This is a genomic window from Roseateles noduli (assembly GCF_050626985.1).
In the GTDB taxonomy this organism is placed as follows: Bacteria; Pseudomonadota; Gammaproteobacteria; order Burkholderiales; family Burkholderiaceae_C; genus Roseateles; species Roseateles noduli_A.
On record NZ_CP192463.1, the window covers coordinates 246,111 to 271,220 of the forward strand.

Genomic DNA, 25,110 nt, shown 5'->3' on the forward strand with positions numbered 1-25,110 from the left:
ATACGCGATGCGGCTCGCCCTCGACCAGGCCCAGAACGCCTGGCTCGTCGGCGAGGTGCCGGTGGGCGCCGTCATCATGCGCGCCGGCCAGGTGATCGCCACCGGCTACAACCGGCCGATCACGACCCACGATCCGACCGCCCATGCGGAGATCGTCGCGCTGCGGCACGCCGCGCAACTGCTCGGCAACTACCGGCTGCCGGAGTGCGAGCTCTACGTGACGCTCGAGCCCTGCGCGATGTGCGCGATGGCGATGATGCATGCGCGGCTCAAGCGCGTCGTCTTCGCCGCGCCGGATCCGAAGACCGGCGTCGCCGGCTCGGTGCTCGACCTGTTCGGGCAGAAGCAGCTGAACCACCACACCGCGCTGCACGGCGGCGTGCTCGCGGAGGCGTCGTCGCGGCTGCTGCGCGAGTTCTTCGCCGAACGCCGCGAGGCGGCGCGCCAGTTGCGCGAGGCCCGTCGCCGCGCCGCGGTCGACACCGGGGCCACGGGCGACGGCCTCGATGACGCCGGCCTCGACACGCTGGGCGCGTTGCCCGAGGTCCACGAGTTTCCCGAGATCCCCGTCGGCGACGCGCAGTACCTTCCCATGAATTCCGATCCCTCGCAGGACAACACGCAGGACGACAAGCAGCGATGAGCTCCCTGACCCTCTACACCCCGTCCGGCGTCCTGGCGCAATCGCAAGCGCTCAAGCGCGCGGCCAAGCGGCTGACGGCGCTCGGCTTCGAGGTGGCGATCGACGACGCGGCGCTCGCGAAGCATCAGCGCTTCGCCGGCGACGACGAGACGCGGCTGGCCGCGCTGCACCGCGTGGCGCAGGCCGCGCCGTCGGTGGCGCTGGCCACGCGCGGCGGCTACGGCCTGACGCGTCTGCTGGACCGCATCGACTGGCCGACGATCGCCCGCAGCGTCGAGCGCGGCACGCGCTGGGTCGGCCTGAGCGACGTGACCGCGCTGCAGCTGGCGCTGCTCGCCCACACGAAGCAGACGAGCTGGGCGGGCCCGCTCGCCTGCGACGACTTCGGCCGCGCCGACACGGACGGCGGCGTCGACGAGATCACCCGCGATTGCTTCCTCGAGGCGATGGACGGATCGCTCGAGGCCATCGGCTTCCGCACCGAAGCCGGCCTGGACGGCGTGGAGGCCCGCGGCACGCTGTGGGGCGGCAACCTGGCGGTGCTGTGCTCGCTGCTGGGCACGCCGCACTTCCCGCGCATCAAGGGCGGCATCCTGTTCCTCGAGGACGTCAACGAACACCCGTATCGCGTCGAGCGTATGCTGCTGCAACTCTGGCAGGCGGGCGTGCTGGACGCGCAGAAGGCGGTGCTGCTGGGCAGCTTCAGCGGCTGGAAGAAGTCGCCGCTGGATCGCGGCTATTCGATGAAGGCCTGCGTCGCGGCGCTGCGCGAACGCGTCAAGGTGCCGATCCTCACCGGCCTGCCCTTCGGGCACGTGCCGACCAAGGTCTGCCTGCCCGTCGGCGCGAAGGCCGAGATGATGGTCGAGGGCCGCGACGTCATCGTCGCCTGGGGCCATGTCGATCACGGCCACGATCACCACGATCACCACGGCCATGGACACGCGCACGATCATGGTCACGACGGCCACGATCATGACCATGACCACGGGCCTCACGACCACTGACTGACGTCACACGCGCCCCGCGAACCGGGCCGCTATGATCCGCCCCGGCATCGGCCGGCCTCTGCGCGAGGAGCGGCCTTGGCAACAATCTGGCAATGCCGCATCCTCAGGATGCGGCGTTTGCTTTTTGGAAGGATGACGATGTCGTCGGGGCTGTGGAACGCGTCGCTGAACGCGGCTGAAGGCTGGCGCGGGACGTGGGTGGCCCCGATGGCCCGGATGGCGGGGCTGCTCGCCGCCGTGCTCCTGGCCGCCTGCAACAACAGCCCGTATCCGGCCGGCGCGGCCAAGGACAACACGCTCTACCTGTCCTTCGACGAGCGCTCGCCGCGCTACCTCGACCCGACCGCGTCCTACACCTCGCCGGAGTCGGTCTACACCTACCAGATCATGGAGCCGCCCTACGGCTACCACTATCTGAAGCGGCCCTACGAGTTGATCCCGCGCGCCGCGGCGGCCGTCGTCAAGCCGTATTACGTCGATGCGCAGGGCAAGCGCCTGCCCGACGACGCGCCGGTCGAGCAGATCGCGCAGAGCGTCTACGACGTGCCCCTGCGCGAAGGCGTGAAGTACGCGCCCAGCCCCGCGTTCGCGAAGGACGCGCAAGGGCACTACCTCTATCACCACCTGAGCGCGAAGGACCTCGGCGACAAGCGCTCGCCGTGGCAGTTCGAGCACCTGGGCACGCGCGAGCTCGAGGCCGAGGACTTCGTCTACGCGCTCAAGCGCCACGCGACCACGCGCGTCGAGGCGCCGATCTACGGCCTGTTCTCCGAACACGTCGTCGGGCTGAAGGAATACGGCGCGCTGATCCGCGAGGAGAACGCCAAGCTGCTGAAGGGCCTGCCCGAGAGCTCGCCCGACAAGCCGTTCCTGGACTTCCGCAAGTGGCCGCTGGCCGGCGCCGAGGCGGTGAACAAGCACCTGCTGCGCGTGCGCATCAAGGGCAAGTACCCGCAGTGGTCGTACTGGCTGTCGACGACCTTCGTCGCGCCGATCCCGTGGGAGGTGGACCTGTTCTACGCCCAGCCCGGCATGGCCGAGCACGGCCTGTCCTGGAACCAGTGGCCCGTGGGCACGGGGCCTTACATGATGACGGAGTACCAGCAGGACCGCCGTCACGTGATGTCGCGCAACCCGAACTACCGCAAGGACGATCTCTATCCCTGCGAGGGCATGCCCGACGACGGTCCCGCCGGCCGTCTGGCCGACTGCGGCAAGCCGCTGCCCTTCATCGACAGGATCGTGGCCACGCTCATCAAGGAAAAGGTGCCGCGCAAGGAGATGTTCAAGCAGGGCTACCTGGACGTGCCCGACCTCGAGCGCGGCGACTGGGGCGTGGAGTTCTACGCCGATGCCAGCGACTCCGCGGAGACGGACGCCTTCTTCAAGCAGCGCGGCTTCGCGTTCCCGCGATCGACCGACCCGAACAACTGGTACCTCGGCTTCAACATGCTCGATCCGGTGATCGGCAAGGGGAAGACGCCGGAGGACGAGACCCGTCATCGCAAGCTGCGCCAGGCGCTGTCCATCGCGATCGACTGGGAGGAGGGCTACGGCCGCATCTTCAAGAACCGCGGCGGCGTGGCCGCGTTCGGACCGGTGCCGCCGGGCGTGTTCGGCTCGCGCGAGGCGCAGCCGGGCTTCTTCAATCCGGTCACGCACAAGCGGGTCGACGGCAGGATCGAGCGCCGCTCGATCGAGGAGGCGAAGCAGCTGCTTGCCGAGGCCGGTTACCCCGACGGCCGCGACGCGAAGAGCGGCCAGCCGCTGGTGCTGAACTACGACTTCATGCGGACGGTCACGCCCGAGGTGAAGGCCGAGAACGACTGGCTGGTGAAGCAGTTCGCGAAGCTGGGCGTTCAGCTCGACGTGCGCGCCACCGACTACAACCAGTTCCAGGAGAAGCTGCATCAAGGCAAGCACCAGGTGTTCTGGTGGGGCTGGTTCGCGGACTACCCGGACGCGGAGAACTTCCTGTTCCTGCTGTACGGTCCCAACAGCAAGTCGCTGCATGAGGGCGAGAACTCGGCCAACTACGAGAATACCGAGTACGACCGCCTGTTCAAGCAGATCCAGGTGCTGGACGACGGCCCCGCCAAGCAGCAGGTGATCGATCGCATGGTCGAGATCGTCCAGCAGGATTCGCCCTGGGCCTTCGGCTACTGGGCCTGGACCGGTCAGGCGTTCCAGAGCTGGGTGCACAACGGCAAGCCCAGCATCGTGATCCGCGATCCGGTGCGCTACTACCGCATCGATCCGCAGCAGCGCGCGCAACTGCAGGGCGCATGGAACCGGCCCGTCTGGTGGCCGTTGCTGGTGCTGGCCATCGGCGGCGTGGCGATCGTCTGGATGACGCGCCGCAGCTTCCAGAAGCGCGAGACCGCCACCGCGCGCGGCACGGCCGCGCCGGCCGCCCGTTCCGCAGAATCCGCCACGAGCGCTCCCCGGGGAGCCGCCTGATGTTCAAGTACCTCACCCGCCGCCTGGTCTACGGGCTGGCCATCCTCGTCGGCGTCAACCTGCTGACCTTCTTCCTGTTCTTCACCGTCAACACGCCGGACGACATGGCCCGGTTGAACATCGGCGGCAAGCGCGTGTCGCAGGAGCAGATCGACAAGTGGAAGGCCGAACGCGGCTACGACAAGCCCCTGTACTGGGACGCGTCGCGCGCCGGGACGGAGCAGGTCACGCACACGGTCTTCTGGGAGCGTTCGGTCTCGCTGATGCTGCTGGAGTTCGGCCGCTCCGACGCGCGCCAGGCCGTCGACATCGGCCACGAGATCAAGACCCGCATGGGCGTCAGCCTGCAGCTCGCGGTCCCGATCTTCGTGCTGCAGCTGATCGTGAGCGTCGCCTTCGCGCTGCTGCTCACCTTCTTCCGCAACTCGCGCATCGATTTCTGGGGCGTCGTGCTGTGCGTGCTGATGCTGTCGATCTCCAGCCTGTTCTACATCATCGTCGGCCAGTTCTTCTTCTCCCGCATCCTGCGACTGGTGCCGATCAACGGCTACGAGCCGGGCCTGGACGCGATCAAGTTCCTGGCGCTGCCGATCGCGCTGTCGCTGCTGTCACGCCTGGGCGGCGAGGCGCGGCTGTACCGCGCGATGCTGCTCGAGGAGGTCGGCAAGGACTACGTGCGCACCGCCCGCGCCAAGGGCCTGTCCGAGCCGCGCGTGCTGATGCGCCACGTGCTGCGCAACGCGCTGATCCCCATCATCACCAGCGCCGGCGCCTACCTGCCGTACGTGTTCCTGGGCAGCCTGGTGTTCGAGAGCTTCTTCGGCATCCCCGGCCTGGGCGCCTTCGTCATCGAGGCGATCACCGGGCAGGACTTCGCCATCGTGCGCACCATGGTGTTCCTGGGCGCGCTCCTCTACATCGCGAGCAACGCGCTGATCGACGTGATCTACACCTGGGTCGATCCGCGCGTGAGGCTGACCTGACGCGCCCGGCGCGTTCGGGATTCGAGACAGGACACGAGAGTCGACATGGGATTCAAGGTCGTTTTCCTCTGGACCGACGTGGCGCTGTGGGCGATGTTCGCGGCGCTGGTCCTCTACATCGTGCGGCTGGTCCGCCGCCCGCACCTGCGCGCCAACTGGCAGCGCGTGCTGCGTGATCCGGCGGCGCTGAGCGCGGGCGTGGTGCTGGTGCTGTTCCTCGGCGTCACCGCGCTGGACAGCCTGCACTTCCGCCGCGCGCTGGCCGACAGCCCCGCCGGCCAGCAGTTCTACGAGACCCGCACCGAGTCCGTGCTGGACCTGCTGCTGGCGCGCCAGATCGAGATGCGCGAGACCAGCTACTCGGCGCCGCTCGCGTACCAGGGCTTCACGCTAGACAGCGTGGCGCACGGCAGCGAGATGGTGCGTGAGTTCCCCCGTCTGGCCTTCGGCGGCGCGCATCTGCAGGATCCGCAGCGCGACTGGCACGGCGACCTGTCGCGACGCGCGCTGACGGGGCTGGCGCTGGGCGCCGTCGCGTCGGTGCTGATGGCGCTGCTGATGGCGGCGGTGCTCGCGCCCCATCACGGCGGCTTCCGTCAGGGATTGAAGGACCTGTTGGGCGATCGCACGCACTATCCGTGGCGTGCGGCGCTCGCGACCCTGTCGGTGATCGCGCTGCTGGCCGGCCCGGTGATCGCGCTGATGGGCCACTACCACGTGTTCGGCACCGACCAGACCGGCAACGACGTGCTGTACCAGGCGCTCAAGAGCATCCGCACCGCCTTCGTCATCGGCGCGCTGTCGACGCTGGCGACGCTGCCCTTCGCGCTGGTGCTGGGCATCCTGGCCGGCTACCTGAAGGGCTGGGTCGACGAGGTCATCCAGTACTTCTACACGGTGCTGACCTCGGTCCCCAACGTGCTGCTGATCGCCGCCTGCGTGCTGATGGTGCAGGTCTTCCTGGACAAGCATCCCGAAGCCTTCGAGACCGGCGCCGAGCGCGCGGACCTCAAGATCTTCCTGCTGTGCGTGATCCTGGGCGTCACCGGCTGGGCCACGCTGTGCCGGCTGGTGCGCGGCGAGACGCTCAAGCTGCGCGAGGCCGACTTCGTCCAGGCCGCCACGGCCTTCGGCGTGCGAGACACGACGATCATGGTCCGTCACATCGTCCCCAACGTGATGCACCTGGTGCTGATCTCGCTGGTGCTGAATTTCTCCGACCTGATCCTCTACGAGGCGGTGTTGACCTATGTCGGCGTCGGTGTCGATCCGGGCATGAACAGCTTCGGCGGAATGATCAACCTGGCGCGCTCGGAAATGAGCCGCGACCCGGTCGTGTGGTGGAGCTTCGTGGCGGCCTTCGGCTTCATGGTGAGCCTGGTGCTGGCGGCCAACCTGTTCGCCGACGGCGTGCGCGATGCCTTCGATCCACGCGCGCGCAAGCTGCGGCCGCAGGTGCTGTCGCTGAAGAAGAACAAGACCGGCGAGCCCGTCGGTCCGGCCGGCAAGGCCGCCAAGGCTTCGTGAGGGACGCCGCGACATGTTGAAGATCGACGACCTCCACGTCCACCTCGACGCCGACGCCGGCCTGGTGCGCGCCATCGACGGCATGCGGCTGACGCTGGCGCAGGGCCGGACCTTCGCCCTGGTGGGGGAATCCGGCTGCGGCAAGAGCATGACGGCGCTCGCCCTGATGCGGCTGCTGCCCGACAACGGCCGCATCGCCGGCGGCCGGCTGGAACTCGACGGCCAGGACCTGTTCGACCTGAGCGAGGCGCGCATGCGCGACGTGCGCGGCGGGCGCATCGGCATGATCTTCCAGGAGCCCGGCACCAGCCTGAATCCGGTGATGAAGGTCGGCGCACAGATCGTCGAGGCGATCGAGGCGCACACGCCGCTGCGCGGCGAGGCGGCCCGGAAGAAGGCCATCGACTGGCTGCGCCGCGTCGGCATCCCCGAGCCCGAGCGCCGCATCGACGAGTATCCGTTCCGGCTCTCCGGCGGTCAGAAGCAGCGGATCATGATCGCGATGACGCTGGCGGCGGAGCCCGACTTCCTGATCGCCGACGAGCCGACCACCGCGCTCGACGTCACCATCCAGGCGCAGATCCTGGACCTGCTCAAGGACCTGCAGCGCGAGCGGGGCCTGGGCCTGTTGCTGATCACGCACGACCTGGGCGTGGTGTCCGGCATGGCGCATCAGGTGGCCCTGATGTACGCGGGGCAGATCGTCGAGGTGGCGCCGGCGGCCGAGTTCTTCGCCGCGCCGAAGCATCCGTATGCGCGGCTGTTGCTGCAGGCACTGCCGGACGCGCAGCGCCGCGGAGAGCCGCTGGCCGCGATTCCGGGCACCGTGCCGCCGCTCTGGCAGATCTTCGAAGGCTGCCGCTTCGCGCCGCGCTGCGACCGGGCGATGGTCCATTGCGGATCGACACCGCCGGCGCTGGCGTCGGTCGCGGGCGGGGCCGCGGCGCATGAGGTCCGGTGCCTGCTCTACACGGATCCCAGGGAGCCGGTGGCAGTGTCCGAGAGCGCCGGCGGCGCCGGTGCCCCTCTGCGCTCAATCGCCTCCTCACGCTCGGCATTCGCTCCGAGGGGCACCGGCGCCGCCGGCTCCGAGCAGTCGCCGGCGATGCTGCTCGAGGTCAAGGACCTGCACGTCCGGTATCCGATGTCGCGCGGGTTCTTCGGCGGCGCGAAGCGCTGGTTCGACGCGGTGGGCGGCGTCTCGTTCTCGATCGAGGCGGGTCGCACGCTGGCGCTGGTCGGGGAATCGGGCTGCGGCAAGACCACGTCCGGCAAGGCCATCGTCCAGTTGCTGCGCCGCGTCGCGGTCATCGAGGGTCAGGCCTTGCTGCATCCGCCCGCCGCCGCGACCGCCGGTCCGGCGGGGCAGGGCGGGGCGCCGACGGATCTCTTCCATCTCGACGGCGTGGCCCTGCGGGAGGCCCGGCGTCAGGTGCAGATCATCTTCCAGGATCCGTTCGCATCGCTGAATCCGCGTCTGCGGGTGCAGGAGGTGCTCGAGGAGGGCCTCCTGGCGCTGCGGCCCGAACTGGACGCGCCAGCACGCCTGGGCCTGCTGCACGATCTGCTCGACCAGGTGGGCCTGCGCCGCGACGCGCTGGCCCGTTTCCCGCACGAGTTCTCCGGCGGTCAGCGCCAACGCATCGCCATCGCCCGCGCGCTGGCCGTCGAGCCGCGCCTGATCGTCTGCGACGAGCCGACCTCGGCGCTGGATGTGTCGGTCCAGGCGCAAATCCTGAACCTGCTGCGCGAACTCCAGCGCAGCCGCGGCCTGTCCTACCTGTTCATCACCCACAACATCGGCGTCGTCGAATACATCGCCGACGAGGTGGCGGTGATGCAGGCGGGCCGCATTGTCGAGTCGGGCGCCTGTGACGCGGTGCTCGGCGCCCCGCGGGAGGACTACACCCGCACGCTGCTCGCCGCCGTTCCCCGCGTCGAACGCGGGACGATCGCCTGATCCCTGATCCGACCGATCCTCCTCACCTGGGGCCGCTCTTGCGGCCCTTTTTCATGGCGTCGACCAGTCGCTGAACGTTCGCACTGTTCTGGTGCCGGGGCGGCGCCGTGAACCTGCGTTTTCGCGTACGGCGTGCGGTGGCCTTGATGCGCTGGCCCTCATTTGCACGCCATCCGGGCGTCAGGGCGATTGGTGGTTTGATCGTTCGAAGTAGTGCGCACAGATGGTGCAATTTGCGGCCATTTGCATCGGTCAAGACCTCGTTTCGGGCGCTGAGCGCGCGTCGCGCCGCCGCAACGTGTGTCGCAATGCGCACTTTGGTGTTTACCCGCGTTTTCCTGCCAGAAACAGGCTAGTCACGACTTGCATAGGGAGATTACGGGGGATTCCTTTTCACCGCCGACAAGAAACTGGCTCGGCCCTGACCCGGGAACACCGCTCGGAGGGCGCTGGTCGAACCCCGGCCGCCCGTGTTCCCGGGAACAAGTCACAAGTGTTTCTGGATAAGGAGTCCTCATGTTCAAACGAAAGAGCATCAACGCCGCTGCGCTTCTCGCGCTGGGCGCCATTGCGCTGCCGGCGATTGCCCAGCAACAGCTCGACCGCGTGGAAATCACCGGTACCTCGATCAAGCGGATTGATGCCGAGACCGCGCTGCCGGTGAGCGTCATCACCCGCGACACCATCGACAAGAGCGGCGCGTCCAACGTGCAGGAACTGGTCGATCGCCTGAGCTACAACAACGGCGGCGGCATCGCGCTGGGGCAGTCGATCGGCGACTCCTCGGCGACCGGCCAGACCGGCGCCTCGCTGCGCGGCCTGGGTCGCGCCCGCACCCTGGTGCTGCTGAACGGCCGTCGTCTGCCGACCTACCCGTTCTCGGGGCAGGGCGTCGACCTGAACTCCGTCCCGCTGGCGGCCGTCGAACGCGTCGAAGTGCTGCGTGACGGCGCCTCGGCAACCTACGGCTCGGACGCCATCGGCGGCGTGATCAACTTCATCACCCGCAAGGACTGGCGCGGTGGTGAACTGTCGATCGGCCTGGAGTCGCCGCACAAGGTCGGCGACGTGTTCTCGCTGTCCGGCGGCATGGGCGTCGGCGACCTGAACAAGGACAAGTTCAACGTGATGGGCACGTTCAACTACCAGAAGTACGACCCGATCCGCGCCATGGACCGCGGTTACGCGTCCACCGGCAACCGTCCGGACCTCGGCATCGTCAAGGACTCCGGCAACACCTTCCCGGCCAATGCCGTGATCCCGTCCACGGGCACCTACGTGCCGCTGGCTGCGAACTACCCGGTGTGCGCACCGCCCGACAGCTTCAAGGGCGCATCCAACTGCCGCTACGACTACACGCACTACATCGACCTGGTGCCCGAGCAGGATCGCTACGGCGCCCTGGTGAAGGCCACCTTCGCCCCGTCGCAGGATCACACACTGTTCGCCGAGGCTGTCTACAGCCGCAACGAGATCGTGCTGGGCTCCTCGCAGACCCCGTCGACGACGACCGGCAAGCCGGCTTACCTGTACCCCGGCGGCGGCAAGTGGTACCCGACCGCGGCCGTGGATGCCGTGCAGCCCGGCTATCGCGGCCCGCTGCAGATCTCCTGGCGGATGGTGGATGGCGGCCAGCGCCGTGACAAGGTGACCAACGAAGTGCTGCGCGGTGTCGCCGGCGCCGAAGGCACCTTCGCCGGCTTCGACTACAAGGCCGCCTTTGTCTATGCCGAAGGCAAGGCCCGCGACGACTTCGTCAGCGGCATCTTCTCCGATGCCAAGCTGGTGCAGGCGCTGGCGACCGGCCTGATCAACCCGTTCGGCCCGAACGACGCCGCCGGCCTGGCTGCGCTGAAGGGCGCCGAGCTGTCGGGCAACAACCGCAAGTCCAAGACGAGCAACACCGGCGGTGACTTCACGTTGTCGCGCGAACTGTTCAATGTCGGCGGCGGCAACATGGGTGTGGCCTTCGGCGGCGAATTCCGCAAGGAAAAGTACACCGACGGCTATTCGGACATCGCCGGCTCGGGCGACATCGTGGGCGGTTCCGGCAATGCCGGCGCGGTCACGGGTCAGCGCGACGTCAGCGGCGTGTTCGCGGAAGCCAACTTCCCGGTGCTCAAGTCGCTGGAGCTGAACGCCGCAGTCCGCTACGACAAGTACAGCGGCACGAAGGGCAATTCGCGCGATGGCTCCTTCAGCTCGCCGAACCTGTCGGCCACGAGCCCGAAGTTCTCCGTCCGCTTCACCCCGATGGCGGGCCTGCTGTTCCGCGCGTCGGCCGGCAAGGGCTTCCGCGCTCCGGCGCTGGACAACCTGTACGCGCCGTCCGCAGGCACGAACACGGGGAGCAACTACACCGACCCGTTCTATGACTCGATCCGTGGTTGCACGGCGTTCCCGAACACCGATCACTGCTCCACGCAGCTGACGGCGGTGAACAATAGCAACCCGGGCCTGAAGCCGGAGAAGTCCAAGACCTTCACCGCCGGCCTGGTCTTCGAGATGATCAAGGACACGAGCTTCGGCATCGACTACTTCAACATCAAGATCACCAACGGCATCCGCGCGCTGACCGGCGACGACATCCTGAAGGACTGGTTCAAGAACCAGACCGGCCCGACGACCAGCTCCTCGGTGTTCTCCAACCGTCTGATCCGCGACCCGGTCACGGGCTACCTGGACTACGTCAACGCCTCGCTCGAGAACGTCGGTCAGGCGAAGGTCAGCGGCTTCGACCTGAATGCCCGCACCCGGCTGCGCACCGAGTTCGGCAACTTCACGCCGGGCTGGGAAGGCACGATCCTGACCAAGAGCGAGGAGACCAACATCATCTCCGGCGACACCATCGACAACCTTGGCAAGTACGCCGTGGGTGGGCCGGTCGTCCGCTTCAAGCAGACCTTCACGCTGGACTGGGACATGGGCAACTGGGGCGTCAGCACCCGTTACTACCGCCAGAACGGCTACGAGGACTACGACGAAATCCGCAAGGTCAAGGCCTACGGCCTGGCGGACCTGCAGGGCACGTACAAGGGCGTGAAGAACATGGTCTTCACGGTCGGCCTGCGCAACCTGTTCGACAAGAAGCCGCCGGCGACCGTCCAGGAAGACTACTTCCAGGTCGGCTTCGACCCGACGTACGCCGACGTGAAGGGCCGCACCTTCTATCTGCGCGGCACCTACCGCTTCTGATCCTGCAGGTATCCTGACCTGACTCCGCAGGCCCTTCGGGGCCTGCTTTCGTTAGGGCGGGCAAGAGAAGGCTTCCATGGACTATCTGAATCCCACGCTCGACTACGCCGCCCTCGGCGGCACGCTGCGCGCCAAGGGGCGGGTGCAGATCCGCGATTTCTTCGCGCCGGAGGTGGCCGACGCGCTCGACCGGGCGCTGCAGGCGATCGACTGGGAACTCGTCTACCGCGACCTGAACGGCGACCGGCGCCTCACGGGCGAACAGTTGCGCAGCCTGACGCCGCAACAGCGGATGCAACTGACCGAAGGCATCCATTCGGTCGCGCGGGAGAGCTTCCAGTTCTCGTTCTTCTCGGACTCGCTGGTCGATGCGCTCCGTGCCGGCCGCGAAGATCTGCTGGCCCGCTTCATGCGCTGGATGGCGGGGGACGATTTCCTGTCGCGCATGCGGGAACTGAGCGGTGACCCTCAAATCAACGGCGTCTACGCGCAAGCGACGATGTACTCGCGCGGTAACTTTCTGACGACTCACGACGATCATGTGGACCGCGAGGACCGCCGGATCGCCTACGTGATCAACCTCACCCGGCGCTGGCGTCCGGATTGGGGCGGGCTGCTCCACTTCACGGGCGAGGATGGATCGGTACTGGATACCTACTTCCCGCACTTCAACTCACTGTCGCTGTTCACCGTGCCACAGCGACATTTCGTCTCTTATGTGCCGCCATTTGCGATGGCCGAACGCCAGGCGATCACCGGCTGGCTGATTGCCGCACCGAAAGCCGCGTGAGGACGCCAGCTGGCACGAGGATTGCCTCGTACGAAGAGCGGTTCGTCTGGTAACGGCTTTGCGGGTTAGCCCTAGGACTCCCGGGGTAGGGTCGAAGGTGCATACCAGTAGAATACCAGGGTCGATGCACTCGACCGTTGAACGGCGCACCCGCTGTAACCGCAGGTGATCCGTGCGATGGGCGATGCGCGCATGCTCGGGCAAACCCCATGGCTTGCGGCTTGTGCATGTCGTTTATGATCAAGGTCGTGAAAGGTAGTCGAATTCTGTAGTTTTGCTACAGCATTTTGACTGATCCTCGAGACGCCCGCGGCCACAAGCTGACGGGCATTTTTGTTGAGTCGGGTTCGTATCGTGCCCTGGGTTTTCGAGTCTTCGTGTGTCCCTCCTGCCTTCGGCGGGGCGGCGGTCCGTGGCGCTTCGGCGATGTGGCACCGTTCGTTTCCGCCGCTCGCACAGCCGGCAAGACAGGCGCTGCTGACCCCAGGTTGCGGCGCGAACGCCTGATCCGACCAGACGCTGTGTTGAGTCGAACTCCCCTTGTAGCTTCGATGAAAGAAATTCGCAGTTTGATGAAGGAGCGCGCATGAACTTTGCGCAGGATAAAGCTGGGTCATCGCGCGTGACTGGCATCGGCATCGTCATCGTCATCCACGCCCTGATCATCTGGGCGTTGGCGAGCGGTCTGGCGACCAAGATCAAGGAGGCCGTCAAGGGCCCGATCGACGTCAAGGTGGTCGAGGAAAAGGTCAAGCCGCCGCCGCCGCCCGACAAGGTCGTGCCGCCCCCGCCGGACATCAAGGCGCCGCCGCCCCCGTTCGTGCCCCCGCCCGAAGTGGTCGTGACGGCTCCGCCGCCGCCGACGCAGACGGTGGCCGTGCAGTCGACGACGCCGCCCCCGGCGCAGGAGTTCCGTCCGGCTCCGCCGCAAGCGGCTCCCGCGCCGCCGGCTCCGCCGTCGGATCGCCCGCGCTCGGCGATCGGCAACTGCACCAAGATGGCCAAGCCCGAAATGCCGGCCCTCAACTGGAGCGGCACCGCGAGCTACAAGGCGACCTTCACCGTCAAGGGCGGCAAGGTGGCTGACGTGACCTTCACCGCCTTGCGCGGCGCCAACGACCGCAAGGCCGAACGCGCGCTCAAGAACGCCATCCAGGCCGCGCTGACGGAATACCAGTGCACGGACGCGATCCTCGAACAGGAATTCGTGTTCAACATGGAATGATCCGCGGGACTGTCCCACCCGCGATCGATCGAACACGGGGCGCCTGACGCGCCCCGACCTCTCAACCTGAGTTCAAGACTTTTCTCGTAGGAGCACCCTCCATGATCTCTCGTCTGTCTGCCTTGTTTGCGGCCGTCGCCTGCGCCGCGACCCTGGCCGTCTCCCCGCTGGCCGCCCAAGCGCAGGACCAGGCTGCCTCGGCCGCCGCCTCCGCCGCTGACACCGCCCCCGCTCCTGCCGACATCGCTCCTGCCGCCGTCTCCGAGCCGGCCGCCGCCAAGCCGGTCGACAACCCCTACAGCCTGGGCAACATCGTCGCCCACGGCAACGTGGTCGACCAGGCCGTGCTGGCCATCCTGGCCATCATGTCCATGGGCTCGTGGTACATCCTGTTCACGAAGCTGTGGGACACCTCCAAGATCTCGCGTGAAGCCAAGGACGTCCGCGCGTCGTTCTTCAAGAAGGCTTCCCTGCAGGAAGGCCTGAAGAGCCTGAGCGAATCCGGTGCGTTCCGCTTCATCGCCCAGACCGGCGTGGAAGCCTCGGAGCACCATGAAGGCGCCCTGACCGAGAACATCGACCACAACACGTGGGTCACGATGAACATCGACCGCGCCGTGAGCGAAGTCAACACCCGCCTGCAAGGCGGCCTGGGCTTCCTGGCGACCGTCGGCTCGACCAGCCCCTTCATCGGCCTGTTCGGCACGGTGTGGGGCATCCTGCAGGCGCTGACGCAGATCGGCGTCGCCGGTCAGGCTTCGATCGACAAGGTGGCCGGCCCCGTGGGCGCCGCGCTGATCATGACCGCCATCGGTCTGGCCGTCGCCGTTCCGGCCGTGCTGGGCTACAACTGGCTGGTCAACCGCAACAAGACGGTGATGGGCCAGGTCCGTGCCTTCGCTGCTGACCTGCACGGCGTCCTGATGGGCAGCCGCAAGGTCGCAGGCCGCTAATCCGCACCGCAGTTTCCGGAGACGCAATATGGGGATGAACGTAGGTTCGTCCGGTGGCGACGACGAAGTGGTCTCGACCATCAACACCACGCCCCTCGTGGACGTGATGCTGGTGCTCCTGATCATCTTCCTGATCACCGTGCCGGTGGTGACGCAGTCGGTGGGGGTGACCCTGCCGAAGGAGACGAACGTCGTCCGCGTCACGAAGCCGGAGAACATCGAAATCGCGGTGACCAAGGATGGCGACATCTACTGGGGCGTGCAGCCGGTTCCCGACGTGGAAACGCTGGTGGCGCGCCTGAAGAAGGTGGCGGTTCTGAATCCTCAGCCGGAAGTTCACATCCGCGGCGACGACAAGTCCCGCTATGAGAACGTGGGCAAGGTCATGGTGGCGTGCCAGCGTGCTGGCATCATGTCCATCAAGTTCGTCACCGAGCCGCCGGCTCGCGGTGGCTGAAGGAGCTGAAACATGGGTATGAACGTTGGAAGCTCCAGCGGCAGTGACGAGCCGGAAACCATGCTGGACGTCAACACGACGCCGCTGATCGACGTGATGCTGGTGCTGCTGGTGATGCTGATCATCACCATCCCGATCCAGCTGCACTCGGTCAACCTGGACATGCCGCCGCCGAACAACAATCCGCCGCCCAACGAGCCGGTCGTCCACGAAGTGGCGATCGACTTCGACGGCACGGTGTTCTGGGACGGCGCTGCCGTGCCGAACCACGCGGCGCTGGAGGCCAGGATGTCCGAGATCGCCGCGATGCCGGACCAGCCGGAAGTGCACATCAAGCCGAACAAGCTGGCCGAGTACGGTTACGTGGCCAATGTGATGGCGTCGGCACAGCGCCTGGGCGTCAAGAAAATGGCGATGGTCGGGAACGAACAGTTCCTGAACTGAGCCGGATGACCGCCTGATCGGTGTCTGACCAGAACGCGCCTGCCCGAAAGGGCGGCGCGTTTTTCTTCTTTGGAGAGCAAGCGAATGAAACTCAAACTGCTGGCAACCGCCGCTGTCGGCGCCGCTGCGCTGGTGCTGGGCTCCACGCCCGAAGGCAGCCTGAGCGTCCTGTCCCAAGCCGCCGCACAGGTGCGTCCGCAAGTCGGCGGCGCCCTGAAGGCCGCGTCCGATCTGCTGAAGGCGGGCAAGGCGCAGGAAGCGATGGCCAAGATCCGCGAAGCCGAGGCCGTGCCCGGCCGCAACGCGGACGAGAACGCGACGCTGGAAGGCCTGCGCCTGTCCGCCGCCTCGCGCCTGGGCGATGCCGACGGCATGGTCAAGGCCTATGACGCGCTGAGCGCCGCCGGCAAGCTGCCGGCCGCCAACAAGCTGCCGACGATGGAAGCCATCGCCGGCACCTACCTGCGCGCGGGCAACGGCGCCAAGGCGCTGGAGTGGGTCAACAAGTACAACGCCGCCGGCGGCAACAGCCCGGCAATGAAGCAGGTCCAGGCCGCGGCGCAGCTGCGTTCGGGCGATGTGACCACGATCCTCAAGGACACGCTGGCCGACATCTCCGCCGACGAGAAGGCGGGTCGCGTGCCGTCCCAGGACAAGCTGAACACGGCGCTGTGGGCGGCCAACAAGAAGGGTGACGGCGCCACGGAGTCGGTGCTGATCCAGAAGCTGCTGAACTACTACCCGACCAAGCAGCTGTGGGCACAGTCGCTGGGCACGTTGCAGGCCAAGAAGGGCTTTGCCGCGGGTCGCTACCAGGTCGACGTGCTGCGTCTGAAGCTGGTCACCGACAACATGCAGGGTGCCAGCGACTACATGGAGCTGGCGCAGCTCGCCGGTGCCGCCGGTTATCCGGAAGAAGGCAAGAAGGTGCTGGACAAGGGCTTCGCCGCCGGTGTCCTGAAGCCGACCGACGACAACGCCCGTCCGAAGCGTCTGGCCGATCTGCTGGACAAGCGCATCGCCGAAGCCAAGGCCGGCGCTGCCGATGCCGAGAAGGCCGCCCGCGGCGCCCGTGAAGGCGACGAGCTGGTGAAGGTCGGCTTCGCCCAGGTGCAGCGCGGCCAGTCCGCCGTCGGCATCAAGCTGATGGAAGAGGGCATCGCCAAGGGCAACCTGAAGCGTCCGGACGACGCCAAGCTCTACCTGGGCCTGGCGCAGTTCCTGGGCGGCGACAAGGCCAAGGCGCAAGCCACGTGGCGCACCGTCAAGGGCACCGACGGTTCGGCCGACCTGGCCGGCCTGTGGACCGTGTACTCGCGCAGCGCGAAGCGCTGATCCCGCCGCGTCGCGATCCGGTCCGCCGGGTCGCGATCGTCGCGATCAACGACAAGGCCTCCCGGCTCGCGCCGGGAGGCCTTGTCATTTGCGGCGACGGCCGCGATCTCGCGGCACGTGCGTCGGCTTACTTCGGCGCCATGCGGATCGCGCCGTCCAGTCGGATCACTTCGCCGTTGAGCATGTCGTTGGTCACGATCTGGTGGACCAGCTTGGCGTAGTCCTCCGGACGGCCGAGGCGCGACGGGAAGGGCACGCTGGCGGCCAGCGCGTCCTGCACCTCCTGCGGCATGCCGAACAGCATCGGCGTGCCGAAGATGCCGGGAGCGATCGTCATGTTGCGGATGCCGTTGCGCGCCAGGTCGCGCGCGATCGGCAGCGTCATGCCGACGACACCGCCCTTGGAGGCCGCATAGGCCGCCTGGCCCATCTGACCGTCGTAGGCCGCCACCGAGGCCGTGGAGATCAGCACGCCGCGCTCGCCGGTGGCTTCCGGCTCGTTCCTGCTCATCGCCTCGGCCGCCAGGCGGATCATGTTGAAGCTGCCGACGAGGTTGACCGTGATCACCTTCGAGAAGGTGGCCAGCGCATGCGCGCCGTCCTTGCCGACGGTCTTCGCGGCCGGCGCGATGCCGGCGCAATTCACCAGGCCCATCAGCTTGCCCAGCGAGACCGCCTTGGCGACGGCGGCCTGGGCATCGGCCTCCTGGCTGACGTCGCACTTCACGAAGGCGCCGTTCAGCTCCTTGGCGAGCGCCTCGCCGCGCTCGACCTGCAGGTCGGCGATGACCACCGTCGCGCCTTCGCGCGCCAGCATGCGGGCCGTGCCCTCGCCCAGGCCCGACGCGCCGCCGGTGACGATGAAGACCTTGTTCGCGATGTCCATGGGATGTCTCCTTCCACGTTGTCCGTGTGTCGGTCGCCGGGCCCGCGATGGCCGGGCGACGCATTGGTTGCCGTTGACGTAAACGTCAATTGTCGGCGAAAAAATGGCGGCCACGCGGGCCGCCATCGATCCTGGCCGCGACGACGCGCGTCGCGGATCCGCCCGTTCTCAGCTCAGCGCGGCGAGGGCGCGGCCGGTGATCTCGTCGACCGTGCCGATGCCTTCGATGCGGCGGTACTGAGGCGCCTGCGCGTCGCCGCTGGCGGCCCAGGACGAGTAGTAGTCGACCAGCGGACGCGTCTGCGACTGGTAGACCTCCAGGCGCTTCTTGACGGTCTCTTCCTTGTCGTCGTCGCGCAGGATCAGGTCCTCGCCGGTGACGTCGTCCTTGCCCTCGACCTTGGGCGGATTGAACTTGGTGTGGTACGTGCGGCCCGAGCCGACGTGCACGCGCCGTCCGCTCATGCGCTCGATGATGGCGCTGTCAGGGACGTCGATCTCGAGCACGAAGTCCAGCTTCACGCCGGCGGCCTTCATCGCGTCGGCCTGCGGGATCGTGCGCGGGAAACCGTCGAACAGGAAACCCTTGGCGCAATCCGGCTGGGCGATGCGTTCCTTGACCAGGCCGATGATGATGTCGTCGCTGACCAGGCCGCCGGCATCCATGACCTTCTTGGCCGCGACGCCGAGTTCGGAGCCGGCCTTGACGGCGGCACGCAGCATGTCCCCGGTGGAGATCTGCGGGATGCCGAACTTGTGGCAGATGAAAGAGGCCTGAGTGCCTTTGCCGGCGCCGGGGGCGCCCAGAAGAATCAGTCGCATGGGTCTCCTCGATATAGGGAGAGGGCGCGCCGCACGGGTCGACGCGCCCTCGAAAACTGCGGGCGAGAATAGCACGCGCTGGCCTACGGCCCGCTGACGCGGCAGGCGAATGAACTGCGGTGTAACCCTGTCGGGCCGGGCCGCGATTCAGCTTGTCATCAGCCTTCTGACGCGTTCGAGGTCTTCGGGCGTGTCCACGCCCGGCCCCGGCCGCTCGGCGCTGACATGCACCGCGATGCGCTCGCCGTGCCACAGCACGCGCAGCTGCTCCAGCGCCTCGATCTGCTCCAGCGGCGACACCGCCAGCGTCGGGAAGCGGCGCAGGAAACCGGCGCGATAGGCATACAGCCCGACGTGTCGCAGCACGGCCTCGGGCTTCACGCGGGCGCCGCCGCCGGGCGCGTCGCGCCACCACGGGATCGGCGCGCGCGAGAAGTACAGCGCCAGGCCCTGGGCATCGGTGACCAGCTTGACGACGTTCGGGTTCGCGAACTCGGCGTCGTCGTCGATCGCGTGCGCGACCGTCGCCATCGCGCATTGCGGCTTCGCGGCGAGCAGGTCGGCGCAGGCACGGATCATCTCCGGCGCGATCAGCGGCTCGTCGCCCTGGACGTTCACGACCAGCGCGTCATCCGGCAGGCCGAGAAGCTCGACGGCCTCCGCCAGGCGATCGCTGCCGCTGGCGTGGTCGGCGCGCGTCATCAGCGCGCGGACGCCGTGGGCCTCGCAGGCGGCCTTCACCTCGACGGCATCCGTCGCGACGACGACCTGCGCCGCGCCGGCCAGCGCCGCGCGTCGCGCCACCTGCACGATCATCGGCGCGCCGGCGATGTCGGCCAGCGGCTTGTTGGGCAGGCGTGTCGACGCCAGCCGGGCCGGAATGACGATGTGGAAGCCGGTGCTCACGCGGTGTCGCCTTCGGCGTCCGTGGAACGGGCCTCGTTGGCCAGCATGACCGGAATGCCGTCGCGGATCGGGAAGGCCAGGCGGTCGGCCGGGCACAGCAGTTCGCGGTCCGGCAGGCCGGTGCCCGGGGCATTGCGGCGGTCGTCCAGCGGGCCCTTGCAGACGGGGCACACCAGCATCTCAATCAGTCGATGGTCCATGGGGGAGCAGCCGTTGCAGCTCGCGCTGCAACGCCTCTTCAAAAGCGGGTTCGGGGCGGAAGTCTAGCGCCACCACCCAGATGCGGCAGCCCTGCAGCGCCTCCGGACGCAACTTGACGGCGTCCTTCTCGGTGATGACGACCTCGTCGGTGCGGGCCCAGGGCAACGGGTCCAGCGAGGCGTGGTCGGGCAGCGCCAGCGCGCGGAAGTTCAGGCCCTGCTCACCGAGCATGTCGAAGAAGCGTTGCGGCCTCGCCAGTCCGGCCGCGGCCAGCAGCGGCTTGCCGCGCAGCGCGTGCAGCCGCTCCAGGCGTCCCGGTTCGCCGCGCCACCAGTCGGCCAGCGCGACGGCGCCGGCCAGTTGGCGGGTGCCGACGTAGCCGGGCAGGGCGGTGCTCGGCCGACCGGTGCTGTAGAGCACCAGCGTGTCCGGCGAGGACCCCGGCGGCGGCGGCAGGGCCCGCGCCTGGCGCAGCGGCCCGGCCGGCAGCAGGCGACCATTGCCGAGGCCGCGTTCGTCGAACACGAGCACGCTGAGCTGCCGCGGCAGCCGCCAATGCTGCAGGCCGTCGTCGGACACCAGCACCTGGATCCAGGGGCAGGCGTCGAGCAGCGCGCGCGCCGCCGCGATGCGGTCGCGGCCGACCGCGACCGGCACGCCGGCGCGCAGCTTGATCAGGAGGGGTTCATCGCCGACGTCTTCGGCGCGGTCGCCGTCGGCGATCACGCGGACCTGCGCGTCGTCCGCTCGTCCGTAGCCGCGCGAGATGACCCCGGCGCGGATGTCCATGCGCCGGAGCGTGTCCAGCAGCGCGAGCGTCGTGGGTGTCTTGCCGGCGCCGCCGACCACCCAGTTGCCGACGACGATCACCGGCACGGGCAGCGTCTCGGCCTTCTTCAGGCCGAAGCGGTACAGCGCCACGCGCAGGCGCAGCACCGCGCCGTGCAGCGCGGCCAAGGGCCGCAGCAGGTGGGCGAGGCGGTCGTCATCGCGCCAGGCGCGCTGCAGCCGGTCCTCGAGGGCCGGCCGGGTCATGTCCGGTCCCGGTCCATGGCCGCGCCCATTGCGGCAATCATTGAGGCTTGTTGGCCGCGAAGGTCAGTCGCGTGAGGTTGGCGCGGCGGGCCGCGTCCATCGCGTTGACCACCGCCTGGTGCGGCGTGGCCGCGTCGGCGGAGATGATCACCACCGGCTCCTGCTTGCCCTGCGCCGATTGCAGCAGCGCGGCGGTCAGCAGGTCCACGCTGCGGCCCTCGACGGCGTTGCGGTCGATCGAATAGCGGCCGTCCGCCGAGATCGCCACGATGATCTCCGCCGGCCGCTCCTTGAGCTGCTGGGCGTCGGCGGTCGGCAGCGTCAGCTGAAGCTCGGTGAACTTCGAGTACGTCGTCGACAGCATCAGGAAGATCAGCACGACGAGCAGCACGTCGATGAACGGGATCAGGTTGATCTCCGGTTCCTCGCCCTGGCGACGGCGGAACTTCATGCCTTGGCCTTCCCCGAGGCGGGCGCGGCGACCGGCGGCGGGACCGTGGCCGGTCCGGCGTTCACGGCGTGGACGCCGGGCATCGCGCGGTTGACCAGGTGGGTGAGCAGGCGCTCGCTGGCCTGCTCCATGTCGACGACGTAGGACTCGATGCGACCGCGGAAGTAGCGGTAGAACATCAGCGACGGGATCGCGACGATCAGGCCGAAGGCGGTGTTGTAGAGCGCGATCGAGATGCCGTGCGCCAGCAGCGCCGGGTTGTTGCCGCCGGGGCCGGGGCCCTGGCTGCCGAAGATCTCGATCATGCCGACCACGGTGCCCAGCAGGCCGAGCAGCGGCGCGGCCGCGGCGATGGTGCCCAGCGTGTTGAGGTAGCGCTCCATCTGGTGGATCGCATGGCGGCCGGCCAGTTCGAAGGACTGGCGCAGGCGGGTCTCGCCGGCGCGCGGATCGGCCTGCGAGGTGCGCAGCCCGGCGGCCAGGACCTGGCCCAGCAGCGAGTTCTCGGCCAGCTTGCCGACGACTTCACCGCTCGGAATCTGCAGCTGGGTCACGCCCAGCACTTCCTCGATCAGGCTGGGCGGCGCGACGCGCGCGGCACGCAGGCTGACGACGCGCTCGATGATCAGCGCCAGGGCCACGACGGAACACAGCAGCAAGGGCCAGATCGGCCAGCCGGCGGCTTGTATGATCGAAAACAAGGCTTTCCCTCCGTACGGGCATCTCCGGCCCGGCGGCGCATTATGGCGCCCCGCAACGCCGACGCCGACCACTCCGGGTCCTCATCACAAGCCCTTACAAACATCCACCGTTCCTGTGGATAACTTTGTGGGCAACTGGTCTCGGAACCGCGCCAGGCCCCGTCGCCAAACGGCAAGGATTAGGCTGCTCCAAAAAAAGGCAGGAAAAAGCTTTTGAAAAACAAGCGCTTATCGATCTGTGACGCGGGCATGACGGCCAATATGGCCCGCGGAGCCAGCATTGACGCGGCTGTGGAGTTCCGGACCCGCGCCGGCATTGGGTTTGCGCATGATTGACGCCCCGAAACCCGCATCACCACGGATGGTCTGGGGGGTCGCGGCCCTGTTGACGGCCCTCTCCGACGCATTGCAGGCCAGATTCCCCGTCATCACGGTGCAGGGCGAGCTGTCGGGCTTCACGCGCGCGGCCAGCGGCCACTGTTATTTCAGCCTGAAGGACGCGGAAGGCCAGCCGGCGATGCTGCGCTGCGCGATGTTCCGGCGCGCGGCGTCGATGGTGGACTTCGCGCCGCGGGACGGGATGACGGTCGAGCTGCGCGGCCGGCTCGACCTGTACGGGCCGCGCGGCGAACTGCAGTTCATCGTCGAGGCGATGCGCCGCTCCGGCGAGGGCGCGCTTTACGAGCAGTTCCTGCGCCTGAAGGCGAAGCTGGAGTCGCTGGGCTACTTCGACGCGGATCGCAAACGCCAGCCGCCGAGGTACGCGCGGCGGATCGGCGTGATCACTTCCACCGGTGCCGCCGCGCTGCAGGACGTGCTGACCGCGCTGCGCCGCAGAGCACCGCACGCGCGTGTCTTCCTCTATCCGACGCTGGTCCAGGGCGCCGAGGCGCCGCCGGCGATCGTGCGGGCGCTGGCCACGGCCAACGAGCGCGCCGACGCCGAGGTGCTGCTGCTGGTGCGCGGCGGCGGCTCGCTGGAGGACCTGTGGGCCTTCAACGACGAGCGCGTCGTGCAGGCGGTGGCCGAGTCGCCGCTGCCGGTGATCTGCGGCGTCGGTCATGAGACCGACATCACCCTGGCGGATCTGGCGGCCGACCTGCGCGCCCCGACGCCGACGGCGGCGGCGGAACTGGCGACGGTCTCGCGTCAGCAGTGCCTGGAGACGCTGGACGCGCTGGAACGCCAGTTGACGCGCCGGGTCGAACAGCGCCTGGACGCGTCCGCGCAGCGGCTCGACCGGCTGGCCTTGCGGCTGGCCCGGCCAGGTGACGCACTGGCGAGACAGCGGCGCCGGCTGGACCTGCTGTCGCAGCGGCTGGGTCAGGTGGCGCCGAAGACGGTCTCCCTGGAATCGCAACGTCTGCGTCACCTGGAACAGCGGCTGAACCAGATCGCACCGCGCGCGGCGGCGCTGCAGACGCAGCGGCTGAGACATCTCGCGGAGCGGCTCGACCGCGCGCTGCCGCAGCAGGCGCAACGCGGCGCGCACCGGCTGGACGCGCTCGAGGCGCGCCTGCAGGCGCTCGATCCGCGCCAGGTGCTGGCCCGCGGCTACGCCTGGCTGGACGACGGGCAGGGTCGGGCGCTCAGCTCGGTCGACCAGCTCCGCGAGGGTCAGGACTTGCGCGCCGTCCTGTCCGACGGCGAAGCCGATCTGACAGTCGGGCGCGTCGTTCGCCGCCGCTGACGCGACCCCGCTTTGGGCGCACCGCGTCGTTGCAAATCCTCGCCATAGCGCTGCTATGGCTCCGGTTTGCGCCTGGCGGTGCATCCCAAATCGGGCCCGCGTCAGCAGCGGCGACGTATGCGCGCTGACCCTAGGGAGATGGTTTCGCTGCCTACAATCGCCCGCGACATCCGTCCCATCAACCCACCGATTAGGAGTCCCTCATGGAACACGTCCTGCCCGAGCTGCCGTACGACAAGAAGGCACTGGAACCGCACATCAGCGCCGAGACGCTGGAGTACCACCATGGCAAGCACCACAAGGCCTACGTGGACAACCTGAACAACCTGCAGAAGGGCACGGAGTTCGAGAACAAGACGCTGGAAGAGATCGTCAAGACCTCCAGCGGCGGCATCTACAACAACGCCGCGCAGATCTGGAACCACACCTTCTTCTGGTCCTGCCTGAAGCCCAACGGCGGCGGCGCGCCGACCGGCAAGCTGGCCGACGCGATCAACGCCAAGTGGGGCAGCGTCGACGCCTTCAAGGAAGCCTTCCAGAAGAGCGCCGTCGGCAACTTCGGTTCCGGCTGGACCTGGCTGGTGAAGAAGGCCGACGGCTCGGTCGACATCGTCAACATGGGCGCCGCCGGCACCCCGCTGACGACCGGCGACACGCCGCTGCTGACCATCGACGTGTGGGAACACGCCTACTACATCGACTACCGCAACGCGCGTCCGAAGTTCGTCGAGACCTTCCTGAAGAGCCTGCTGAACTGGGACTTCGCCCAGGCCAACTTCGGCAACTGACCCACCGGCGCCCGCTCCGCGGGAGCCGATGAAGGAACGGCCCGGGATCGCTCCCGGGCCGTTGTCATTTCAGCGTCCGGATCGCAGGGGATCCGACGCGCAGGAGTCGCCGTTCGACGCCGGCGGCGCGATCACTTGGGCCAGGGACCGCCGCGCAGCTTCGTGCCGGCCTTGAGGCCGCGCTTGTCGAACCAGCCCTTGTTCATTTCGAGCACGTAGCGCACCGGCTTGGTCGAGCAGTGCGAGGTGTCGGACAGCGGCTGCATCTCGACGACGTTGACGATGGTGCCGTCGTCGGCGACGAAGGCGGCCGACAACGGGATCAGTGTGTTGCGCATCCAGAAGCACTGCTGCGACGGCTGCTCGAAGATGAAGATCATCCCGGCGTTCTGAGCCATCTCCTTGCGGGCCATCAGGCCGATGGCGCGCTGCTCGTCGGTGCGGGCGACCTCGGCATGGATCAGGTGCATGCCGGCGCCGAGCTCGACCACCGGCAGTCCGGTCTGGGGGATCTGCTGGGCCGCCGCCGGACCGGCCGCCGTCAGGGCGGCCATCGACAACACGGTCGACAGGAGGGTCGAAAGAACGACGGACGATGCCGCTTGTTTGATATTGAGCATGTTGTCACCTCAAGGTTTGGCGGATTAT

General features: G+C 68.0%; 23 protein-coding genes. 15 read left to right on the forward strand and 8 right to left on the reverse strand.

Annotated features, from left to right (window positions below):
• Positions 1–7: 7 nt before the first annotated feature.
• The 13 genes from tadA (at position 8) to ACQ4L4_RS01210 (ending at position 16,982) form a co-directional block, all read left to right on the forward strand.
• The gene (gene tadA / locus ACQ4L4_RS01150; protein ID WP_431104842.1) at positions 8–643 is read left to right on the forward strand and encodes a tRNA adenosine(34) deaminase TadA; all 636 of its coding nucleotides are present in this window, start codon (positions 8–10) and stop codon (positions 641–643) included.
• Positions 640–1,650 (forward strand): LD-carboxypeptidase, encoded by a 1,011-nt coding sequence (locus ACQ4L4_RS01155; protein WP_431102400.1) that lies wholly within the window; start codon positions 640–642, stop codon positions 1,648–1,650. Before tadA ends, ACQ4L4_RS01155 begins: the two co-directional genes overlap by 4 nt.
• 141 nt (positions 1,651–1,791) lie before the next feature.
• On the forward strand, positions 1,792–4,113 hold the full coding sequence (locus tag ACQ4L4_RS01160) for an ABC transporter substrate-binding protein (protein WP_431102401.1): 2,322 nt from the start codon (positions 1,792–1,794) through the stop codon (positions 4,111–4,113).
• Entirely contained in the window at positions 4,113–5,096 is a 984-nt protein-coding gene (locus ACQ4L4_RS01165; protein ID WP_377156482.1) for an ABC transporter permease, read from the forward strand. Before ACQ4L4_RS01160 ends, ACQ4L4_RS01165 begins: the two co-directional genes overlap by 1 nt.
• Positions 5,097–5,141: 45 nt before the next feature.
• Positions 5,142–6,623, forward strand: a complete 1,482-nt coding sequence (locus ACQ4L4_RS01170; RefSeq protein WP_431102402.1) for an ABC transporter permease — start codon at positions 5,142–5,144, stop codon at positions 6,621–6,623.
• 13 nt (positions 6,624–6,636) lie between these two features.
• Entirely contained in the window at positions 6,637–8,583 is a 1,947-nt protein-coding gene (locus ACQ4L4_RS01175; protein WP_431102403.1) for an ABC transporter ATP-binding protein, read from the forward strand.
• A 516-nt stretch (positions 8,584–9,099) separates the two neighbouring features.
• Positions 9,100–11,778: a TonB-dependent receptor gene (locus ACQ4L4_RS01180; RefSeq protein ID WP_431102404.1), complete on the forward strand. Its 2,679-nt coding sequence runs from the start codon at positions 9,100–9,102 to the stop codon at positions 11,776–11,778.
• A 76-nt stretch (positions 11,779–11,854) separates the two neighbouring features.
• Positions 11,855–12,568 (forward strand): 2OG-Fe(II) oxygenase, encoded by a 714-nt coding sequence (locus ACQ4L4_RS01185; protein ID WP_431102405.1) that lies wholly within the window; start codon positions 11,855–11,857, stop codon positions 12,566–12,568.
• Between the two features lie 586 nt (positions 12,569–13,154).
• Positions 13,155–13,793, forward strand: coding sequence for an energy transducer TonB (locus ACQ4L4_RS01190; protein WP_431102406.1), 639 nt, complete (start codon positions 13,155–13,157; stop codon positions 13,791–13,793).
• A 101-nt stretch (positions 13,794–13,894) separates the two neighbouring features.
• Positions 13,895–14,746 (forward strand): MotA/TolQ/ExbB proton channel family protein, encoded by an 852-nt coding sequence (locus tag ACQ4L4_RS01195; protein ID WP_067269348.1) that lies wholly within the window; start codon positions 13,895–13,897, stop codon positions 14,744–14,746.
• A gap of 28 nt (positions 14,747–14,774) precedes the next feature.
• Positions 14,775–15,203 (forward strand): ExbD/TolR family protein, encoded by a 429-nt coding sequence (locus ACQ4L4_RS01200; protein WP_067269350.1) that lies wholly within the window; start codon positions 14,775–14,777, stop codon positions 15,201–15,203.
• A gap of 12 nt (positions 15,204–15,215) precedes the next feature.
• The gene (locus tag ACQ4L4_RS01205; RefSeq protein ID WP_431102407.1) at positions 15,216–15,647 is read left to right on the forward strand and encodes an ExbD/TolR family protein; all 432 of its coding nucleotides are present in this window, start codon (positions 15,216–15,218) and stop codon (positions 15,645–15,647) included.
• Between the two features lie 84 nt (positions 15,648–15,731).
• Positions 15,732–16,982, forward strand: a complete 1,251-nt coding sequence (locus ACQ4L4_RS01210; RefSeq protein WP_431102408.1) for a hypothetical protein — start codon at positions 15,732–15,734, stop codon at positions 16,980–16,982.
• Between the two features lie 127 nt (positions 16,983–17,109).
• Here the strand turns inward: ACQ4L4_RS01210 and ACQ4L4_RS01215 are convergent, their stop codons facing one another.
• The 7 genes from ACQ4L4_RS01215 to ACQ4L4_RS01245 all read right to left on the reverse strand — a co-directional run bounded on the left by ACQ4L4_RS01215 (position 17,110) and on the right by ACQ4L4_RS01245 (position 21,984).
• Positions 17,110–17,868: a 3-hydroxyacyl-CoA dehydrogenase gene (locus ACQ4L4_RS01215; RefSeq protein ID WP_431102409.1), complete on the reverse strand. Its 759-nt coding sequence runs from the start codon at positions 17,866–17,868 to the stop codon at positions 17,110–17,112.
• A 168-nt stretch (positions 17,869–18,036) separates the two neighbouring features.
• Complete coding sequence (adk, locus tag ACQ4L4_RS01220) at positions 18,037–18,690, reverse strand: adenylate kinase (protein WP_431102410.1); 654 nt, start codon at positions 18,688–18,690, stop codon at positions 18,037–18,039.
• 147 nt (positions 18,691–18,837) lie between these two features.
• Entirely contained in the window at positions 18,838–19,596 is a 759-nt protein-coding gene (gene kdsB / locus ACQ4L4_RS01225; protein WP_431102411.1) for a 3-deoxy-manno-octulosonate cytidylyltransferase, read from the reverse strand.
• The gene (locus ACQ4L4_RS01230) at positions 19,593–19,796 is read right to left on the reverse strand and encodes a Trm112 family protein (protein WP_431102412.1); all 204 of its coding nucleotides are present in this window, start codon (positions 19,794–19,796) and stop codon (positions 19,593–19,595) included. The genes kdsB and ACQ4L4_RS01230 overlap by 4 nt, the downstream gene beginning before the upstream one ends.
• A complete protein-coding gene (gene lpxK, locus ACQ4L4_RS01235; RefSeq protein ID WP_431102413.1) occupies positions 19,777–20,832 on the reverse strand; it encodes a tetraacyldisaccharide 4'-kinase in 1,056 nt (351 codons plus the stop codon). The genes ACQ4L4_RS01230 and lpxK overlap by 20 nt, the downstream gene beginning before the upstream one ends.
• A gap of 37 nt (positions 20,833–20,869) precedes the next feature.
• Positions 20,870–21,283, reverse strand: a complete 414-nt coding sequence (locus tag ACQ4L4_RS01240) for an ExbD/TolR family protein (RefSeq protein ID WP_297530697.1) — start codon at positions 21,281–21,283, stop codon at positions 20,870–20,872.
• On the reverse strand, positions 21,280–21,984 hold the full coding sequence (locus ACQ4L4_RS01245) for a MotA/TolQ/ExbB proton channel family protein (protein WP_431102414.1): 705 nt from the start codon (positions 21,982–21,984) through the stop codon (positions 21,280–21,282). Before ACQ4L4_RS01245 ends, ACQ4L4_RS01240 begins: the two co-directional genes overlap by 4 nt.
• Before the next feature lie 328 nt (positions 21,985–22,312).
• Here ACQ4L4_RS01245 and xseA point away from each other — a divergent pair, with 328 nt between their 5' ends.
• Positions 22,313–23,674 carry an exodeoxyribonuclease VII large subunit gene (gene xseA / locus ACQ4L4_RS01250; RefSeq protein WP_431102415.1) on the forward strand — a complete coding sequence of 454 codons (1,362 nt, stop codon included), beginning with the start codon at positions 22,313–22,315 and terminating at the stop codon, positions 23,672–23,674.
• 203 nt (positions 23,675–23,877) lie between these two features.
• Positions 23,878–24,462, forward strand: coding sequence for a superoxide dismutase (locus tag ACQ4L4_RS01255; RefSeq protein WP_377156454.1), 585 nt, complete (start codon positions 23,878–23,880; stop codon positions 24,460–24,462).
• A gap of 131 nt (positions 24,463–24,593) precedes the next feature.
• Here the strand turns inward: ACQ4L4_RS01255 and ACQ4L4_RS01260 are convergent, their stop codons facing one another.
• On the reverse strand, positions 24,594–25,082 hold the full coding sequence (locus ACQ4L4_RS01260; RefSeq protein ID WP_431102416.1) for a DUF192 domain-containing protein: 489 nt from the start codon (positions 25,080–25,082) through the stop codon (positions 24,594–24,596).
• Positions 25,083–25,110 lie beyond the last annotated feature (28 nt).

Coding starts and splice junctions, on each gene's coding strand:
- tadA (WP_431104842.1), top strand. CDS start 8: ATGCGGCTCGCCCTCGACCAGGCCCAGAACGCCTGGCTCGTCGGCGAG.
- ACQ4L4_RS01155 (WP_431102400.1), top strand. CDS start 640: ATGAGCTCCCTGACCCTCTACACCCCGTCCGGCGTCCTGGCGCAATCG.
- ACQ4L4_RS01160 (WP_431102401.1), top strand. CDS start 1,792: ATGTCGTCGGGGCTGTGGAACGCGTCGCTGAACGCGGCTGAAGGCTGG.
- ACQ4L4_RS01165 (WP_377156482.1), top strand. CDS start 4,113: ATGTTCAAGTACCTCACCCGCCGCCTGGTCTACGGGCTGGCCATCCTC.
- ACQ4L4_RS01170 (WP_431102402.1), top strand. CDS start 5,142: ATGGGATTCAAGGTCGTTTTCCTCTGGACCGACGTGGCGCTGTGGGCG.
- ACQ4L4_RS01175 (WP_431102403.1), top strand. CDS start 6,637: ATGTTGAAGATCGACGACCTCCACGTCCACCTCGACGCCGACGCCGGC.
- ACQ4L4_RS01180 (WP_431102404.1), top strand. CDS start 9,100: ATGTTCAAACGAAAGAGCATCAACGCCGCTGCGCTTCTCGCGCTGGGC.
- ACQ4L4_RS01185 (WP_431102405.1), top strand. CDS start 11,855: ATGGACTATCTGAATCCCACGCTCGACTACGCCGCCCTCGGCGGCACG.
- ACQ4L4_RS01190 (WP_431102406.1), top strand. CDS start 13,155: ATGAACTTTGCGCAGGATAAAGCTGGGTCATCGCGCGTGACTGGCATC.
- ACQ4L4_RS01195 (WP_067269348.1), top strand. CDS start 13,895: ATGATCTCTCGTCTGTCTGCCTTGTTTGCGGCCGTCGCCTGCGCCGCG.
- ACQ4L4_RS01200 (WP_067269350.1), top strand. CDS start 14,775: ATGGGGATGAACGTAGGTTCGTCCGGTGGCGACGACGAAGTGGTCTCG.
- ACQ4L4_RS01205 (WP_431102407.1), top strand. CDS start 15,216: ATGGGTATGAACGTTGGAAGCTCCAGCGGCAGTGACGAGCCGGAAACC.
- ACQ4L4_RS01210 (WP_431102408.1), top strand. CDS start 15,732: ATGAAACTCAAACTGCTGGCAACCGCCGCTGTCGGCGCCGCTGCGCTG.
- ACQ4L4_RS01215 (WP_431102409.1), bottom strand. CDS start 17,868: ATGGACATCGCGAACAAGGTCTTCATCGTCACCGGCGGCGCGTCGGGC.
- adk (WP_431102410.1), bottom strand. CDS start 18,690: ATGCGACTGATTCTTCTGGGCGCCCCCGGCGCCGGCAAAGGCACTCAG.
- ACQ4L4_RS01230 (WP_431102412.1), bottom strand. CDS start 19,796: ATGGACCATCGACTGATTGAGATGCTGGTGTGCCCCGTCTGCAAGGGC.
- lpxK (WP_431102413.1), bottom strand. CDS start 20,832: ATGACCCGGCCGGCCCTCGAGGACCGGCTGCAGCGCGCCTGGCGCGAT.
- ACQ4L4_RS01240 (WP_297530697.1), bottom strand. CDS start 21,283: ATGAAGTTCCGCCGTCGCCAGGGCGAGGAACCGGAGATCAACCTGATC.
- xseA (WP_431102415.1), top strand. CDS start 22,313: ATGATTGACGCCCCGAAACCCGCATCACCACGGATGGTCTGGGGGGTC.
- ACQ4L4_RS01255 (WP_377156454.1), top strand. CDS start 23,878: ATGGAACACGTCCTGCCCGAGCTGCCGTACGACAAGAAGGCACTGGAA.
- ACQ4L4_RS01260 (WP_431102416.1), bottom strand. CDS start 25,082: ATGCTCAATATCAAACAAGCGGCATCGTCCGTCGTTCTTTCGACCCTC.